Source organism: Burkholderia anthinoferrum, assembly GCF_002925705.1.
GTDB classification, from domain to species: Bacteria; Pseudomonadota; Gammaproteobacteria; order Burkholderiales; family Burkholderiaceae; genus Burkholderia; species Burkholderia semiarida.
This window is the reverse complement of sequence record NZ_LFZP01000074.1, coordinates 13,466-29,118: the sequence shown is the minus strand read 5'-3', so window position 1 is coordinate 29,118 and position 15,653 is coordinate 13,466. Positions and strand designations below refer to the sequence as shown.

The following is a 15,653-nucleotide window of genomic DNA, read 5'->3' as shown; positions in this document are numbered from 1 at the left end:
TTGTTTTCTCTTCTCGCCAGCGTTCAGTTACCCTACCTCAACTCGCCGATTGTCAGCAGCCGCGGGGCATAGACAAACAGCCCTTCGCTGCGCCTTCGTCAGTGGCCATCGGCGCGAGGTAGAGTGTTTTCGCATAGCTTGATTGCCGTGCCAACAACATCAATTTTTACCGGGCGACCGCTTCATCGTATTCGCCGATACGCGCGTGCCTAAGCACCTCGGAACCTCGGACGGGAAGTCACGCCTTGCGGCCACGGCGCTCCAGTTCGATCGTAGTTCGCTCCAATTCTCGAGCAAACGTGGCCTCATCCGGCAGGACCATCTGATACTCCGCTGCGAGTATCTTGTTCGGTAGGTTGTCGAGTGCATAATGCGCCTCGGCCGCGCCTTTTTCAGCACACAGAATCAAGCCAACCGGGGGGTTTTCGCCGGGCTTCATCCAATGTTCACGCGCGTAGTTGAGGTAGAGATGCATCTGCCCCGCGTCCGCATAGCTGAAGCGCCCGACCTTCAAATCGATAATGAGCAGGCATCGCAGGCGCCGGTGAAAAAAACACGAGATCGACTCGAAACCAAGCGTCATCGATCCGTAGACGCCGCTGCCGACCTATGAACGCAAAGTCATCGCCGAGCTCGAGGAGAAAATCCGCCAAGTGCTGGATCAAAGCCGCTTCGAGATCCGACTCCGAATATTCGTCCTTCATGTCAAGAAATTCGAGGACAAACGGATCGCGGATCGCTTCCTCAGGCGATAGAAGATCGCCGGGTTGCGCTTCAGCCGCCTTTCCTAGCAAAGACGCCTTGTTGCGTGACAGCACCAGCCGCTCATAGAGCTGACTGCTTATCTGACGGTCAAGCTGTCGCACAGACCAGCCCTCACGCAACGCTTCAGCCTCGTAAAAATCGCGAGCAGCTTGCGCTTTCACCGCGAGGAGGCGAACGTAGGCGGACCAGGGCAACGGAAAAGCCTGAGCGATAGCATTCAGCTCAAACGCCCCGCCCGGCGGCGCCTTCACCGCCGCCTTGGTTGATTTTGCAGACGCTGTCGGGACAATCCGGGCGGGCGTGGATTGTGCAGACAGTGTCTGCACAATCCGATCCGCAGGCCACATCAAGTAAAAGGCGCGCATCTGTGCGAGATTGCGCCATCCGAAGCCGCGACCGAATCGCTCTGACAGATCGGCGCCCAAACGGCGGATCACCGCCTCGCCATAAGCGGCCCGTCCCTCCCCGCCCTGCTCGAACTCAACGATTCGTCGCCCGATCTCCCAATAGGTCGCCGTCATCAGGGCGTTCACCGTGCGAGCCGTCGCATCGCGCGCCGACGCGACTACATCGGCAATTTCACGGTGCAGTCCCGCATAAGCGGCCTGCCCGACATCACGCTGCGTCACGGTGCGTTCACCACGTCCTTGAACGCCTTGCCGGCGGTGAACTTCACAGTATTCGCGGCCGGGATGGCAATCTCCGCGCCCGTCGTCGGATTACGTCCCGTGCGGACAGCGCGCTGCCCCTGCGAAAACGCGCCGAAACCGATCAGCTGTACCGATTCGCCGCGACTCACCGCGTCCGTGATCGCGTCCAGGACCGCCTGGACGGTTTTGCTCGCGTCGGTTTTGCTGACGCCTGCGCCCCCTGCGACCGCGTCAATGAGTTCCTGCCTGTTCATGAACAGCCTCGGCAACAAAGTCAAAGCTGCACCCTACCTCATCCCGCTGCACACACGCAAATCGCTGGCCTTCGCCCCACCACTGCCTGCGGCGGGCAGCCCACCAATGAACTCCGGCTTACACCTGTCGCAGCCACGCTCGCCAAGAGCAATCGCGAACGTTTTCCGCCCGGCCAGCGTTCACACAACCAGCGCGCCGGTGCGGGTGTCATCACTCGCGCTGCCTACGTGGTCCGGTTTCCGGTGTCACCCAACCTGACTGCTTCTCCAGCCGAATCTGCCCGGCCGACCTTCGCGGACTACGGCGTCGTGCCGCGTCTCCTGCCCGCCACCGGCAGCCGGGCCTAGACTCAACTTAGTCGTGTGAGCCCCACGAAGCCTGAGGCGTTCGCCCGATGTCCAGAAATGAAGGGTAACATAGCCCTTACTATGTTACCCTTCACTCCGGCGGAGCGCATCGCGGTGCCCTTTTCACTGACAACGATGCACATCCGAACTCGCTTCCTAAAGTGTTTCTACGTAGAAACTGTCAGACTTCGGCGTCGACACACCCACCACGCGTAGATCGCACTACCTTGCAAGCTCATCCGTCCATCAAGGCACATCAGAGGTTCGGCGGGATTCGCTACCGCAGTCAGATATGGCTGGTGTCTCAGTCGATCGGCAAGCCAAAGGCCATTGTACGGATATGCTGCACCTGGTCCAACGCTTCAAGGTAGCGGTGGACTGGCACTGCAGCAAGTAGCTTCATCATGGACGAGAAGCAACGCTTCGAGTGCAGTCCGCTCAGCGTCGGTCAAGGTCCACGGTTCACCGCGCTCTGCGCGCTCCAGGTCTCTCGCGATCGTGGGTCCGGACGTGGATTGTGCAGTCAGCATCAGCACAATCCGGTCGACTGGCCAATCAAGTCGAGCGCGAACATCTGCGTGATATCTCGCCAACCAACCCTCCAATCAAATCCCTCCAGCAAGCCAGCACCCACCCCGCCAATCACGACTTCACCATAAGCAGGCCTTCCGCAACCCTGCTCGTACACGACGATCCGCCGCCTGACCTCCCTATCGGTCGCAGTCTTCGGGGTATTCATCGTGTGAGCCTAGGCTAAGATTCGTATCCGTCACCGCGGACACCCCACCGACGGCAAGCGACCTGTGGATAAAGCAAATCCGGTTCGGCATTAGATAGATACTGGCCGATAAACTGCCAGTCGGCCGGATATGAATGCCTGGTTTGATTGAGGCTGCGGATTATGATTTGAACAGGAAGCGTACGTTTCTCGTATCTTCGCCCAGTAATTCCGACAACCGGTCGCCCCATCGTCGCCATGCATCGCGCATCTGCTCGTCGTAGTCGAACTGCAGATAGATTCGATCAAGCGGATCGTTGCGCGCGTGATTCAGGCATCGATGCACGGTGCTTTCCGGAATACCGAGCGACTGCATCATTGTTGCGCATGTGCGACGCAGGTCATGGCATTTCCATTGACCGCCCGAGACAATAAGCGTATCCGTTGCTGTCGTGCGATTTTCGGTCGACGCACCCTTCCCGCGTTGCCGATCGCGGATCGCCTTGCAGGTTGTATGGATGGTGACGTGTGGAATCTTGCCCTGTTGCGACGGAAATACGTAATCGCGACGCGCGTCGCCCTCAGGCAATTCAGCGCGCACAATCTGCTGTGCCGCAAATTGCGCAAGGACGAAATCGGAAAGATGAATCGTAATCGCCGCGCTTGACTTCGTGCGTTCCTTTGGAATCGTCCATGTCCGCGCCTTGAAGTCAAGATCACCCCATCGAGTCACGAGTGTTTCACCGACACGCGTTCCGCAAGCAAGCATCACCCATACCGCTGACTCAATGGAACGCGGAAGCCGTGCAGCCGGCATAAGTTCACCGAGCGAGCGAATTTCGTCGTCCGACAGCGTGCGATGGCGTTCGTTGTCACGTACCGGGTCGTAATCACCTGCAACGACATCCTCTTTTGCGAGCGCGAGCACATCACAATCGATCAACAAGCGTTTCCAGGGCTGGTTGCGCTCGCCCCATCGAATCATTTGCTGGACGGCCGCCAACACCTCGACTGCGCGCCGGTTGTGTCCCGCGTCGGAAATCGCGGTAAGCAACGGCAGAACGTTCGAGGCAAACACGCCTGCAATCTTGTGTGTACGGAGTGCCGGCAACACATGCTTTTCCATCGCACCTCGAAGCATCTTTCCGCCATCCTTTCGGCCTTTCTTACCACGCTTCTTGTTGACGGTCGCGAACCACGTATCGAATAAATCGCCGAACGTGAGCTCCGCTGTCGCCGCTTTGTCAACCTTGGCCTGGCGTTCACGTTTCTTCGCTTCGAGATAATCCACACCGTCGCGCGCTTGTGAACGAATCGTCGCAGCAACTGCGCGTGCATCCTCTAGCGACAGCTGTCCGTCAGTCATGGTGCGCCCCCACGCCTTGCCGAGCGGCTTGTCGCATTGCTTGCCATTAATGCTGACACGAACGAGCCAGGTTTTCGAGCCATCCGGGCCAATGCGCAGGAACAGCCCGCGCCCATCCGAGAGGAAATATAGTTTCCCGATCGCCTTTGCGGTTTCGATTTGTCTAACCGTCAGAGCACCCATGATCGCCCTCCTTTGATATCGCAATAAGGTCGGCCCGCGCATCTCTAAGCAGAGCCTACGCCACATCGCAAACACTAAAAAAACACTAAAAAGTTGCGGCTCGTGGGAGATTTCCACGGAACTTGGCGGACCATTAATTCCCCGCAAACCCTTGCCAGACGTGGCTTTGACGGACCTCAACGGACCTAGCCGGATCACCCGGAAAATCATCACGATTCATTTAACTTTCCGTGAGGACTTCGACACCGGCCGCCGCCTACGATGGGCGCATGTTTTCAGGACCTGCTTCCAGGAGCCCATCATGCCCACCCGCAGACATCTGCTGTTCGCCGGCGCCACCGGCCTCGCCGCGCTCGCGGCGCTGTCGTCCGCCGGCCGCCGCGCGCTGGTCGGCCGCGCGTTCGCCGCGTCGCCGGTCGGCTCGCCGAAGGCCGCCCCGTTCGAGATCACGCACAGCGACGCCGAATGGCATCGCCGCCTCACACCGGCCCAATACACGGTCCTGCGCGAGGCCGGCACCGAGCGGCCATTCACCAGCCCGCTGAACGACGAGCACCGGCACGGCACGTTCGCGTGCGCCGGCTGCGGCCTCGCGCTGTTCTCGTCGGCCACCAAGTTCGACAGCCATACGGGCTGGCCGAGCTTCTGGAAACCGCTCGACCACGCGGTCGGCACCGACACCGACGCGTCGTTCGGGATGGTCCGCACCGAAGTGCACTGCCGCCGCTGCGGCGGCCATCTCGGCCACGTGTTCGACGACGGCCCGGCGCCCACCGGGCTGCGCTACTGCATGAACGGCGTTGCGCTCGTCTTCCACCCGGCCGCCGCCTGATCCGGCCCCATTCCGTCCGACTGGAGAACGCATCATGCTGCTCATCGTCCTTGCCTATCTCGGCGGCGTGCTCACGATCCTGAGCCCGTGCATCCTGCCCGTGCTGCCGTTCGTGTTCGCGCGCGCCGACCAGCCGTTCGTGCGCACCGGCCTGCCGCTGCTCGCCGGCATGGCGCTCACGTTCGCCGTCGTCGCGACGCTCGCCGCCGTCGGCGGCGGCTGGGTCGCGCAAGCCAACCAGGCCGGCCGCTGGATCGCGATCGTGCTGCTCGCGGTGTTCGGCCTGACGCTGCTGATGCCGCGTTTCGCGGAACACCTGACGCGCCCGCTCGTCGCAGCCGGCAACCGGCTCACCGGGTTCGCACAACGCGACGGCCGCCCGGCCGGCCCGGCGTCGTCGCTGCTGCTCGGCGTCGCGACGGGCCTGCTGTGGGCGCCGTGCGCCGGCCCGATCCTCGGCCTCGTGCTGACCGGCGCGGCGCTGCGCGGCGCGAGCGTCGGCACGACGCTGCTGCTCGTCGCGTATGCGGCCGGCGCGGCGACCTCGCTCGGCGTCGCGCTCGTGATCGGCGGCAAGGTGTTCGCCGCGATGAAGCGCTCGCTCGGCGCCGGCGAATGGATCCGGCGCGGGATCGGCGCGACGCTCCTGGCCGGCGTCGGCGCGATCGCGCTCGGCCTCGACACGGGCGCCCTCGCGCAGTTGTCGACCGTCACCACGGGCGGGCTCGAAACGAAGCTCGTCGACCGTCTCGCCGGGCGCGCGAACGGCGCGCCGGCTGCAACGGCAACGGCGACAGCAGCGGCCGCGACCGGCGCCGCCGACACCACCGACATCACGGCGGGCGGCGCGATGATGGCCGCGGCAGCCAATGGCGCGCAGACCGGCGGCGGTGCGCTGGCCGGCGGCGCGATGATGCGGACGGCCGGCGCCACCGCGGCCGCACTGCCGGTCGAAGGCACGTTGCCGTCGCTCGACGGCGCGGTGCAGTGGCTGAACTCGCCGCCGCTGACGGCGGCCGGGCTGCGCGGCAAGGTCGTGCTGGTCGATTTCTGGACGTATTCGTGCATCAACTGCCTGCGCACGCTGCCGTACACGACCGCCTGGGCACGCAAGTACGCGCCGTACGGGCTCGTCGTGATCGGCGTGCACGCGCCGGAGTTCGCGTTCGAGCGCGACATCGGCAACGTCAAGAAGGCCGTGCACGGTCTCGGCATCGACTACCCGGTCGCGATCGACAACGGCTATTCGATCTGGCGCGCCTTCGACAACCAATACTGGCCCGCGCACTACTTCATCGATGCGCAAGGGCGGATCCGCCATCACCACTTCGGCGAAGGCGAATACGCGCAATCCGAACGCGCGATCCAGTCGCTGTTGGCCGAAGCCGGCCATCCGGACGCGCTGAACGTGCCGCTCGGGCTCGCCGGCGCGCCCGCGAACGGCGCGCTCGCGGCGGCCGACAGCGCGGACGTCCGTTCGCCCGAAACCTATGTCGGCTATGCACGCGCGGAGAGCTTCGCGTCGCCGGGCGGCGCCGTGCGCGATGCGGCCCACCGTTACGACGCACCGGCCCGCCCGGATCTCAACGACTGGGGCCTCGCGGGCACGTGGAACGTCGGCGCCGAGCGCGCGTCGCTCGCCGCGCCGGACGGCCGAATCGTCTACCGCTTCCATGCGCGCGATCTGCACCTCGTGCTCGGCCCGGGCGCGAACGGCCGGCCCGTGCGCTTTCGCGTGACGCTCGACGGCGCGGCGCCCGGTGCCGCGCATGGCGCCGACGTCGACGCGCAGGGCTACGGCACCGTCACCGGCCAGCGCCTGTACCAGCTCGTCCGGCAGCCCGGCGCGATCGCCGACCGCACGTTCTCGATCGAGTTTCTCGATCCGGGCGTCGATGCGTATGCATTCACTTTCGGTTGATCGCGCGCGCCGCCCCCATTCGGCCGCCGTGTTTTCTCACCCATTGAACAGGAGCAAAAGATGAACCCGATCTCCACCCGCGAAGCCGCGGCGCGACGGCGCGCGACCTTGCTGCGCCGCATCGGCGCCGTCGCCGTCGCGGCGGCTGCCGTGTTCGGCTACCAGCGCATCGTCAATTCCGCCGAACCGATGCGCACCGCGCCTGCCCCCACGCTCGACGAAACGCCCGGCGCGTCGCACGACGAGACGGCCGTGCTCGCCGGCGGCTGCTTCTGGGGCGTGCAGGGCGTGTTCGAGCACGTGAAAGGCGTGAAGCAGGTCACCGCCGGCTATGCGGGCGGCGCGTCCGAAACCGCGCACTACGCGCTCGTCGGCTCGGGGCTGACGGGGCACGCGGAATCGGTGCGCATCGTCTACGATCCGACGCAGATCACCTACGGCCGGCTGCTGCAGGTGTTCTTCTCGGTCGCGCACGACCCGACCGAGTTGAACCGCCAGGGCCCCGACGAAGGGTCGCAGTACCGGTCCGCGATCTTCCCGACCACCGCGCAGCAACGCGCGGTCGCGACCGCGTACATCGCGCAGCTCGGCAGCGCGCATGTGTTTCCGGCGCCCGTGGTCACGCGTGTCGAAGCCTACAAGGGGTTCTATCCGGCCGAGGCCTATCACCAGAACTACCTCGAACTGCATCCTGATGCGCCGTATATCGCATTCAACGACCTGCCGAAGGTCGCCGGGCTGAAGCAGCGCTTCCCGGCGCTGTACCGTACCGACGCGGTGCTGTGGCGCGAAGCGCGCTCGTGAGCCGCTTGTGAGCCACTCGTGAGCCGCTTGCCGACCCGCGCGGCTGCGTGTGACGCGGCGCCGCCCGCCGCACGGCGGCGCCCCGGCCGCCATGCATCGGCGGCGGCTGCCTTGCGCCACGTCAACGAATCGGCGAGCCCGATGCCGGGGCAAACCCGCATCGCGTCCGCGGCGGCCGGCAACTTCGCGTAGACTTCTCCTGATCCTCGCCGCATGATGCGGCATCCGGACCAACCGCCCAGCCAGGAGGCGTCACGCATGCGCGCAGTGCCTTTGCCTGACAGCAATACCCTCGAAGAACCGTCCACCGGCGCGCTCGTGCGCGATCTGCGCCGCGTGCCCATTCATCCGGATCACTGGTACCCGCTCGCGTGGTCGCGCGAGCTCAAGCGCGGCAAGACGCTCGGCGTGCGCTTCGCCGGCGATCCGATCGTGCTCGTGCGCACCGAATCGGGCGCCGTGTATGCGCTCGAAGATCGTTGCGCGCACCGCCAGGTGCCGCTGCACGCGGGCGTCGTGAGCGGCGAAACGCTGCGCTGCTGCTATCACGGCTGGACCTACGCGTGCGACAGCGGCCGCTGCGTCGACGTGCCCTACCTCGGCCGCGAGCGCTTGCCCAACGGCGTGCGCGCGTATCCGTGCCGCGAGGCGCACGGGCTGATCTTCGTGTTCCCGGGCGACGCCACGCTCGCCGACGAACGCCCGTTCCCCGCGCTCGAATCGGCGGACCACCCCGCGTACAAGACGCGCCGCTTCGGCCGCGAGGTCAAGTGTCACTACTCGTTCATGCACGAGAACCTGATGGACATGAACCATCAGTTCCTGCATCGCAAGCAGATGGGCCAGATGCGCGCGCGCTCGGTGGGCCGCCGCCGCGGCGACGACTGGGTCGAGGTCGATTACACGTTCGCGCGGATGGAAGGCAAGCAGCCGGTCGGCGAGGCGCTCGTGTTCGGTTCGAGCAAGAAGCCCGGCGACCAGGCCAACAAGAGCGTGATGACGGTGCGCACCGAGTATCCGTACCAGACGCTGCAGATCCGCTCGAGCGAAGGCACGCTCGTGATGGACCTCTGGATCGTCTACGTGCCGCTCGACGCCGAGCAGCGCACCAACCGCACGTTCGGGCTGCTGTCGATCCACAAGCCCGGTATCCCGTTCGCGCTCGATCTCGCGTGGCCGCTGCTCGTGTGGTTCACCGAACGCATCTTCCGCGAGGATCGCTGGATCGTCGAGCGCGAGCAGGAAGCGCACGACGCCCAAGGCGCCGACTGGAACCACGAGGTGTTTCCGGTCATCAACGAGCTGCGCGACCTGCTGCGCCAGTGCGGCGCGCGCACCGTGATCCCGATCCGCGACGCGCGCGACGGCGCGTGAGGCGACGCATGGTCTCGCCGCGGCGCGCGCACCGTTAAAGCGTGAACGCGCCCGGCAGCAACGCGCGGGCCGTCGTGATCTCGACGGCGCCTCTCAGGTTGGCGAGGATCACCTCGATGTCGGGCTTGCCGATCTCGACGATTACCTGACGGCATGCGCCGCACGGCGCGATCGGGCCGTCGGTGTCGCCGACGACCGCGAGCCGCGCGAAATCCCCCGGCCGATAGCCGGCGGCGATCGCGGCGAACATCGCCGTGCGTTCCGCGCAATTGCACAGGCCGTACGACGCGTTCTCGACGTTGCAGCCGTGGAAAACCGTTCCGTCTTGCGCCAGCAGCGCCGCGCCGACCTTGAAGCGCGAATACGGCGCATACGCACGTTCGCGCGCCGCCTTCGCCTGTTCGATCAGTTCGTCTCGTTCCATCGTGTGATGTCTCCCGGAGCAGAGGTCAGCCGATCTGCTGGTAAAGGGTCGGCGGCGCTTCGCCGGTCTCGCCGAGCACATAGCTGCGGCGAATCGCGTCCGCCGCATGGGCCGCCGTTGCTTCGTCGCGGGCGTGCACGAAGCCGAGCGGCTCGCCGGCCTCGATGCGCTGCCCGATCTCCGCGAGCGCCGTCAGGCCGACGCTGACGTCGATCGCGTCCTCCGCGCGGGTGCGGCCGCCGCCGAGCGCGACCACCGCCAGCCCGAGCGCGCGGCAATCGACGCGCCGCACCACGCCGCTCGCAGGCGCCGGAACCGGCACGATCACCGCCGCCCGCGCCAGATGCCGCGCGGGCGCGTCGAGCAGGTCGGCGGGACCGCCGAGCGCGACGACCATCCGTGCGAAACGCTCGGCCGCCGTGCCGGAATCGAGCGCGTGCTGCAACTTCTCGCGCGCATGGGCGGCATCGCGCGCCAACCCGCCGGTCACGAGCAGTTCAGCCGACAGCGCCATCGTCACGTCATGCAACCGCGCGGGACGCGACTTGCCCGTCAGATAGTCGATCGCGCATGCGACCTCGAGCGCATTGCCCGCGCATGGCGCGAGCGACTGGTTCATGTCGGTGAGGATCGCGGTCGTCTTCATGCCGGCGCCGTTGCCGACGTCGACGATGCTGCGAGCCAGCTCCGCCGATTTCTCCGCCGTCGGCATGAACGCGCCGGAGCCGACCTTGACGTCCATCACGAGCCCGTCGAGCCCCGCCGCGAGCTTCTTCGACAGGATCGACGCGGTGATCATCGCGACCGATTCGACGGTCGCCGTCACGTCGCGGATCGCGTAGATGCGCTTGTCGGCCGGCGCGAGCCGCGCGGTCTGCCCGATGATCGCGACGCCGACCTCGCGCACCGTGCGGCGAAACGCGTCCGTCTCGGGCATCACGTCGTAACCGGGAATCGCGCTCAACTTGTCGAGCGTGCCGCCGGTATGGCCGAGCCCGCGCCCCGAGATCATCGGCACGTAGCCGCCGCACGCGGCCACCATCGGCCCGAGCATCAGCGACACGACATCGCCGACGCCGCCCGTCGAATGCTTGTCGATCACCGGCCCGCCGAGATCGAGCGCGCGCCAGTCGAGCACGTCGCCGGAATCGCGCTGCGCGAGCGTCAGCGCGACGCGCTCGTCCGTGCTCAGGTCGTTGAAATACACGGCCATCGCGAACGCGGCCACCTGGCCTTCGGTCACGCTGCCGTCGGTCACGCCGCGCACGAACGCGGCCATCCCGTCGCGATCGAGCGGCTGCCCGTCGCGCTTCCTGCGAATGAATTCCTGCGGTAGAAACATCGTTGCCTCGCTTCGATCGGTCGGAGTCTGCTGCACGGTTCAATGCAGCGAAAAGAACAGGCCGGCAATCGCCGCGCTCATCAGGTTCGACAGCGTCGCGGCCGTCAGCGCGCGCAAGCCGAGCCGCGCGACGTCCGAGCGGCGCTCGGGCGCGACCGCGCTGAAGCCGCCCGCGAGAATCGCGATCGACGAGAAGTTCGCGAAGCCGCACAGCGCGAACGACACGATCGCGAGCGTCTTCGGGTCGAGCACCTGCAGGCCGGCCGCCGCCGCGTGCGCGCCGCCTTTCAGGTACGGCGACAGGTCGCCGTAGGCGACGAATTCGTTGAAGATCAGCTTCTCGCCGATGAAGTTGCCGGCCAGCGTCGCATCGTGCCACGGCACGCCGATGATCCACGCGAGCGGCGCGAACAGATGGCCGATGATGCCGACCAGCGTGACCTGCGGAAAGCCCGCGAACGCGGCCGCGCCGCCGACGATCAGGTTCATCAGCGCGATGAGCCCGACGAACGCGATCAGCATCGCGCCGACGTTGATCGCGATGCGCAGCCCGACCGACGCGCCGGACGCGGCCGCCTCGATCACGTTGGCGGCGCGCTTGTCGTCGAAGTCGAGCCCGTCGACCACCACGCGGCTCGGCTCGACGGTCGGAAACAGCAGCTTGCCGAACAGCAGCCCGCCCGGCACCGCCATGAACGACGCGGCGAGCAAGTACTCCATCTTCACGCCGAGGCCGGCATAGCCGACCAGCACCGAGCCCGCGACCGACGCCATGCCGCTCGCCATCACCGTGAAGATCTCGGCGCTCGTCATGTTGCGCACGAACGGCTTCACGAGCGCGGGCATCTCGCTCTGCCCGAGGAAGATCGTCGCGACGGCCGAGCACGCCTCGATGCGGCTCACGCCGAGCACTTTCGCCAATCCCGCGCCGAGGATCGCGACGATCCATTTCATCACGCCGATGTAGTACAGCACCGAGATCAGCGCGGTGACGAAGATGATCATTGGCAGCACGCGCAGGCCGAACACGAACCCGCCGTCGCCGAACAACTGGAACATGCGTGCATCGACGAGCCCGCCGAACACGAACGCGATGCCGTGGTTGCCCATGTCGAGCACGCGATTGACGCCGTTCGCGGCCGCGGCCAGCGCTGCGCGGCCCGACGGCACGAACAGCACCAGCGCGCCGATCGCGAACTGCGTGAAGAGCGCGGCGATCATGGTCCGGCCGCTGACCGCGCGGCGGTTGTTCGACAGCAGATACGCGACCAGCAACAGAAACAGCATACCGAGGAGACTGCGCAGAATATCCACCTTGTGCTCCTTTCTCACTATTTGAACTGTCCGGCGGGCGGCCCGTGCCCGCGACCCGCGTGATCGGGTGGGTGGATGTTACTCGGTCGACATGCGCGCAGGCAACGTCGCCAAAATCGCCGCGATCAATGCCATCGATCGTTTCTCTTTTGCCCTTCGCCGGCTTGATCAGTCGTTCTACCTACTCTTCGAAAACACGCGCGGGGCGCGCCGCTCGAACGGACACGCCCCGCCTGACACGCGCCGTTCAACCCGCGCGTTCGACCGGATGCGGCTCGCGCAGCCGGTTCGCGATCCGCGCGGCCTCGTAGTAGCCGGCCGCCGGCGGGCGCTTCAGGTAGCGGCCCGCGCCGCGCACCGCGCGCAACTCGCCGTCGGCCCACGCGAGTGCGCCGCGCGTGAGCGTATGCGTCGCGACACCCTGCACCGTCATCCCCTCGAACACGTTGAAGTCGACCTGCTGGTAATGCGTCTTCACCGAGATCGTCTTCGTCGCGGCCGGGTCCCACACGACGAGGTCGGCATCGGCGCCGACCTGCACGGCGCCCTTGCGCGGATACAGGTTGAAGATCTGCGCGGCGTTCGTCGACGTGATCCGCACGAACTCGTTCGGCGTGATGCGGCCATGATTCACGCCGTGATGCCACAGCACCGACATGCGGTCCTCGACGCCGCCGCAGCCGTTCGGGATCTTCGTGAAATCGTCGCGGCCCATCGCCTTCTGCGATGCGCAGAATACGCAGTGATCGGTCGCCGTCGTATGCAACTGCCCCGACTGCAGCCCGCGCCACAGCGCCTCGCGATGCTCGGCCGAGCGGAACGGCGGGCTCATCACGTGGGCCGCCGCGCGCGTCCAGTCGGGATCGCGATAGACGGCCTCGTCGATCACGAGATGGCCCGGCAACACTTCGCCGAACACGCGCAGCCCCTCGCTGCGCGCGCGCGTGATCACGTCCACCGCGTCCTTCGCCGACACGTGCACGATATACACGGGCACGCCGAGCACCTGCGCGATGCGGATCGCGCGGTTCGCGGCCTCCCCCTCCACTTCCGGCGGCCGCGACAGCGGATGCGCCTCCGGCCCCGTAATCCCGCGCGCGAGCAGCGCCTTTTGCAGCTGGAACACGAGTTCGCCGTTCTCCGCGTGCACGGTCGGCAGCGCGCCGAGCTCGAGCGAACGCGTGAAGCTGTTCACGAGAATCTCGTCGTCGGCCATGATCGCGTTCTTGTACGCCATGAAATGCTTGAAGCTCGACACGCCATGCTCGCGCACGAGCGTGCCCATGTCGCGGTGCACGCTGTCGTCCCACCACGTCACGGCCACGTGGAAGCCGTAGTCGGAAGCCGACTTCTCGGCCCAGCCGCGCCATTCCCGGAACGCATCCATCAGCGGCTGCTTCGGGCTCGGAATCACGAAATCGATGATGCTCGTCGTGCCGCCCGACAGCCCGGCAGCGGTGCCCGAGTAGAAATCGTCGCTCGCGGTCGTGCCCATGAACGGCAGTTCCATGTGCGTATGCGGGTCGATCCCGCCCGGCATCACGTACTGGTCGTGCGCATCGACAACGGTTGCGCCGGCCGGCGCGTCGATCTGCTCCGCGATCTGCAGGATCGTGCCGCCGTCCTGCGGGTCCGCGCAGAGCACGTCCGCGCGATAGGAGCGGTCCGCATCGACCACGGTGCCGCCACGAATCAGGATTGCCATTTCGTTGCCTCCTCGTTGACTGTCGGGTGCCGCATGCCGCGCGGGTCGCATCCGGCTCGCGCGTCATGCGCTCGCGATCTGCGCGCGCTGTCCGGCGCGCCACTTCATCCAGGTGCCGTACACGCCGGACGCCAGCACGAGGCCGACGAACCACGCGTACGTGTAAAGCGTGTTGAAGAACGCCGGCACGTTCGGGAACGACGCCGGAAACGCCGTATGCAGGAAGCCCGGCAGGTTCGGCAGCACGCCGATCGCGAGCGCGGCCAGCGCGGCCGGGTTCCAGCCGCGCGCGTAGCTGAAGCCGCCGCGCTCGTCGAACAGCGCGCGCGTGTCGAGCCGCGTGCCGCGAATCAGGAAATAGTCGACCATCAGGATGCCCGCGACGGGCCCGAGCAGCGCCGAATAGCCGACGAGCCAGGTGAAGATATAGCCGTCCGTCGTCGCGAGGATCTTCCACGGCATCATCACGATCGCGATCGTCGCGGTGATCATCCCGCCCGCCCGGTACGAGATCGCCTTCGGCCAAAGGCTCGAAAAATCGTAGGCAGGCCCGACGAGATTCGCGGCGAGGTTGCAGCACATCGTGTCGAGCGTGAGGATCACGAGCGCGATGCCCACGCCGATGCCCGTCATCCGGCTTGTCAGGTCGATCGGATCCCAGATCGCGTTGCCGTAGATCACGACGGTCGCCGACGTCACGACGACCGACACCACCGACAGCAGCGCCATCGGCAGCGGCAGCCCGATCGACTGGCCGATCATCTGGTCGCGCTGCGAATGCGCGAAGCGCGTGAAGTCGGGAATGTTCAGCGCGAGCGTCGCCCAGAAGCCGACCATCGCGGTCAGGCCCGGCCAGAACGTCGCCCAGAAGAGCCCCGCCTTCTTGCCGCCCGCGACGAACTGCGACGGCGCCGACAGCATCGAGCCGACACCGCCCGCCCGCGACGTCGCCCACCACACGAGCGCCACGCACATCACGACCTTGATCGGCGCGGACCAGCTTTCGAGCCAGCGGATCGAATCGGTGCCGTGCAGGATGAAGTACAGCTGCAGCGCCCAGAACACGAGAAAGCACGCGAGCTGCCCGAACGAGATGCCGACGAGCGGCAGCGCCGCGCCGTGCAGCGCGTTGCCGGTCAGGATGTTCAGCAGCGTGTAGATCGCGCTGCCGCCGAGCCAGGTCTGGATGCCGTACCAGCCGCACGCGACGATCGCGCGCAGCAGCGCCGGCAGCTTCGCGCCCTGCGTGCCGAACGACGCGCGCACCAGCACCGCGTACGGAATCCCGTGCTTCGCGCCCGCATGGCCGATCAGCAGCATCGGCACGAGCACGATCAGGTTGCCGAGCAGCACAGTCATCACCGCCTGCCACGGCGACATGCCTTCCTGGATCAGCCCGGCCGCAAGCATGTACGACGCGATGTTCATCACCATCCCGACCCACAGCGCCGCGAAGTGGTACCACTTCCACGTGCGCTGCGCCGGCGTCGTCGGCGCGAGGTCGTCGTTGTACAGGCTGCCGCCGTGCGCCGCGGCGCTGTCGGCATCGGCGGGAATCGCTGCTGGTTTCATTGAACGCGCTCCACGAAAACGTCGGCGCCGGCATCGTATGATGCCGGCCCGGTGAAACGAAAAGCGGCGGCGCAACGTCTG

Annotated in this window: 12 protein-coding genes and 1 pseudogene; 4 read left to right on the top strand and 9 right to left on the bottom strand. The window is 66.2% G+C overall.

Annotated features, from left to right (window positions below):
- Nucleotides 1-238 precede the first annotated feature (238 nt).
- The 4 genes and pseudogenes from C5F75_RS35595 to C5F75_RS35580 all read right to left on the bottom strand — a co-directional run bounded on the left by C5F75_RS35595 (nt 239) and on the right by C5F75_RS35580 (nt 4,284).
- A pseudogene (locus C5F75_RS35595) lies at nt 239-1,394 on the bottom strand (PDDEXK nuclease domain-containing protein).
- A complete protein-coding gene (locus C5F75_RS35590) occupies nt 1,391-1,669 on the bottom strand; it encodes an HU family DNA-binding protein (RefSeq protein WP_104013496.1) in 279 nt (92 codons plus the stop codon). The pseudogene C5F75_RS35595 and the gene C5F75_RS35590 overlap by 4 nt, the downstream one beginning before the upstream one ends.
- Nucleotides 1,670-2,546: 877 nt before the next feature.
- A complete protein-coding gene (locus tag C5F75_RS35585) occupies nt 2,547-2,756 on the bottom strand; it encodes a ubiquitin family protein (RefSeq protein WP_104013495.1) in 210 nt (69 codons plus the stop codon).
- 160 nt (nt 2,757-2,916) lie between these two features.
- Nucleotides 2,917-4,284: a tyrosine-type recombinase/integrase gene (locus C5F75_RS35580; RefSeq protein ID WP_181035518.1), complete on the bottom strand. Its 1,368-nt coding sequence runs from the start codon at nt 4,282-4,284 to the stop codon at nt 2,917-2,919.
- A 301-nt stretch (nt 4,285-4,585) separates the two neighbouring features.
- Here C5F75_RS35580 and msrB point away from each other — a divergent pair, with 301 nt between their 5' ends.
- From msrB to C5F75_RS35560, 4 genes are all read left to right on the top strand, one after another.
- Complete coding sequence (msrB, locus tag C5F75_RS35575) at nt 4,586-5,116, top strand: peptide-methionine (R)-S-oxide reductase MsrB (protein ID WP_099318342.1); 531 nt, start codon at nt 4,586-4,588, stop codon at nt 5,114-5,116.
- A 34-nt stretch (nt 5,117-5,150) separates the two neighbouring features.
- Nucleotides 5,151-7,037 (top strand): cytochrome c biogenesis protein DipZ, encoded by a 1,887-nt coding sequence (locus tag C5F75_RS35570; RefSeq protein WP_104013493.1) that lies wholly within the window; start codon nt 5,151-5,153, stop codon nt 7,035-7,037.
- A 60-nt stretch (nt 7,038-7,097) separates the two neighbouring features.
- Nucleotides 7,098-7,841: a peptide-methionine (S)-S-oxide reductase MsrA gene (gene msrA / locus C5F75_RS35565; protein ID WP_099318340.1), complete on the top strand. Its 744-nt coding sequence runs from the start codon at nt 7,098-7,100 to the stop codon at nt 7,839-7,841.
- 258 nt (nt 7,842-8,099) lie between these two features.
- Complete coding sequence (locus C5F75_RS35560) at nt 8,100-9,215, top strand: aromatic ring-hydroxylating oxygenase subunit alpha (RefSeq protein ID WP_089466233.1); 1,116 nt, start codon at nt 8,100-8,102, stop codon at nt 9,213-9,215.
- Nucleotides 9,216-9,249: 34 nt separating this feature from the next.
- Here the strand turns inward: C5F75_RS35560 and C5F75_RS35555 are convergent, their stop codons facing one another.
- From C5F75_RS35555 to C5F75_RS35535, 5 genes are all read right to left on the bottom strand, one after another.
- Nucleotides 9,250-9,639, bottom strand: coding sequence for a cytidine deaminase (locus C5F75_RS35555; protein ID WP_060011396.1), 390 nt, complete (start codon nt 9,637-9,639; stop codon nt 9,250-9,252).
- A gap of 25 nt (nt 9,640-9,664) precedes the next feature.
- Complete coding sequence (deoA, locus tag C5F75_RS35550) at nt 9,665-10,981, bottom strand: thymidine phosphorylase (protein ID WP_089466041.1); 1,317 nt, start codon at nt 10,979-10,981, stop codon at nt 9,665-9,667.
- Nucleotides 10,982-11,020: 39 nt separating this feature from the next.
- Nucleotides 11,021-12,295, bottom strand: coding sequence for a NupC/NupG family nucleoside CNT transporter (locus C5F75_RS35545; protein WP_059578863.1), 1,275 nt, complete (start codon nt 12,293-12,295; stop codon nt 11,021-11,023).
- A gap of 247 nt (nt 12,296-12,542) precedes the next feature.
- The gene (gene hydA, locus C5F75_RS35540) at nt 12,543-14,000 is read right to left on the bottom strand and encodes a dihydropyrimidinase (protein ID WP_099318338.1); all 1,458 of its coding nucleotides are present in this window, start codon (nt 13,998-14,000) and stop codon (nt 12,543-12,545) included.
- Nucleotides 14,001-14,063: 63 nt separating this feature from the next.
- The gene (locus C5F75_RS35535) at nt 14,064-15,572 is read right to left on the bottom strand and encodes an NCS1 family nucleobase:cation symporter-1 (protein WP_059578868.1); all 1,509 of its coding nucleotides are present in this window, start codon (nt 15,570-15,572) and stop codon (nt 14,064-14,066) included.
- Between the last annotated feature and the right edge of the window lie 81 nt (nt 15,573-15,653).

Excerpts from the sequence above, each read along its gene's own strand:
- C5F75_RS35590 (WP_104013496.1), bottom strand. The coding sequence starts at position 1,669 with ATGAACAGGCAGGAACTCATTGACGCGGTCGCAGGGGGCGCAGGCGTC.
- C5F75_RS35585 (WP_104013495.1), bottom strand. The coding sequence starts at position 2,756 with ATGAATACCCCGAAGACTGCGACCGATAGGGAGGTCAGGCGGCGGATC.
- C5F75_RS35580 (WP_181035518.1), bottom strand. The coding sequence starts at position 4,284 with ATGGGTGCTCTGACGGTTAGACAAATCGAAACCGCAAAGGCGATCGGG.
- msrB (WP_099318342.1), top strand. The coding sequence starts at position 4,586 with ATGCCCACCCGCAGACATCTGCTGTTCGCCGGCGCCACCGGCCTCGCC.
- C5F75_RS35570 (WP_104013493.1), top strand. The coding sequence starts at position 5,151 with ATGCTGCTCATCGTCCTTGCCTATCTCGGCGGCGTGCTCACGATCCTG.
- msrA (WP_099318340.1), top strand. The coding sequence starts at position 7,098 with ATGAACCCGATCTCCACCCGCGAAGCCGCGGCGCGACGGCGCGCGACC.
- C5F75_RS35560 (WP_089466233.1), top strand. The coding sequence starts at position 8,100 with ATGCGCGCAGTGCCTTTGCCTGACAGCAATACCCTCGAAGAACCGTCC.
- C5F75_RS35555 (WP_060011396.1), bottom strand. The coding sequence starts at position 9,639 with ATGGAACGAGACGAACTGATCGAACAGGCGAAGGCGGCGCGCGAACGT.
- deoA (WP_089466041.1), bottom strand. The coding sequence starts at position 10,981 with ATGTTTCTACCGCAGGAATTCATTCGCAGGAAGCGCGACGGGCAGCCG.
- hydA (WP_099318338.1), bottom strand. The coding sequence starts at position 14,000 with ATGGCAATCCTGATTCGTGGCGGCACCGTGGTCGATGCGGACCGCTCC.
- C5F75_RS35535 (WP_059578868.1), bottom strand. The coding sequence starts at position 15,572 with ATGAAACCAGCAGCGATTCCCGCCGATGCCGACAGCGCCGCGGCGCAC.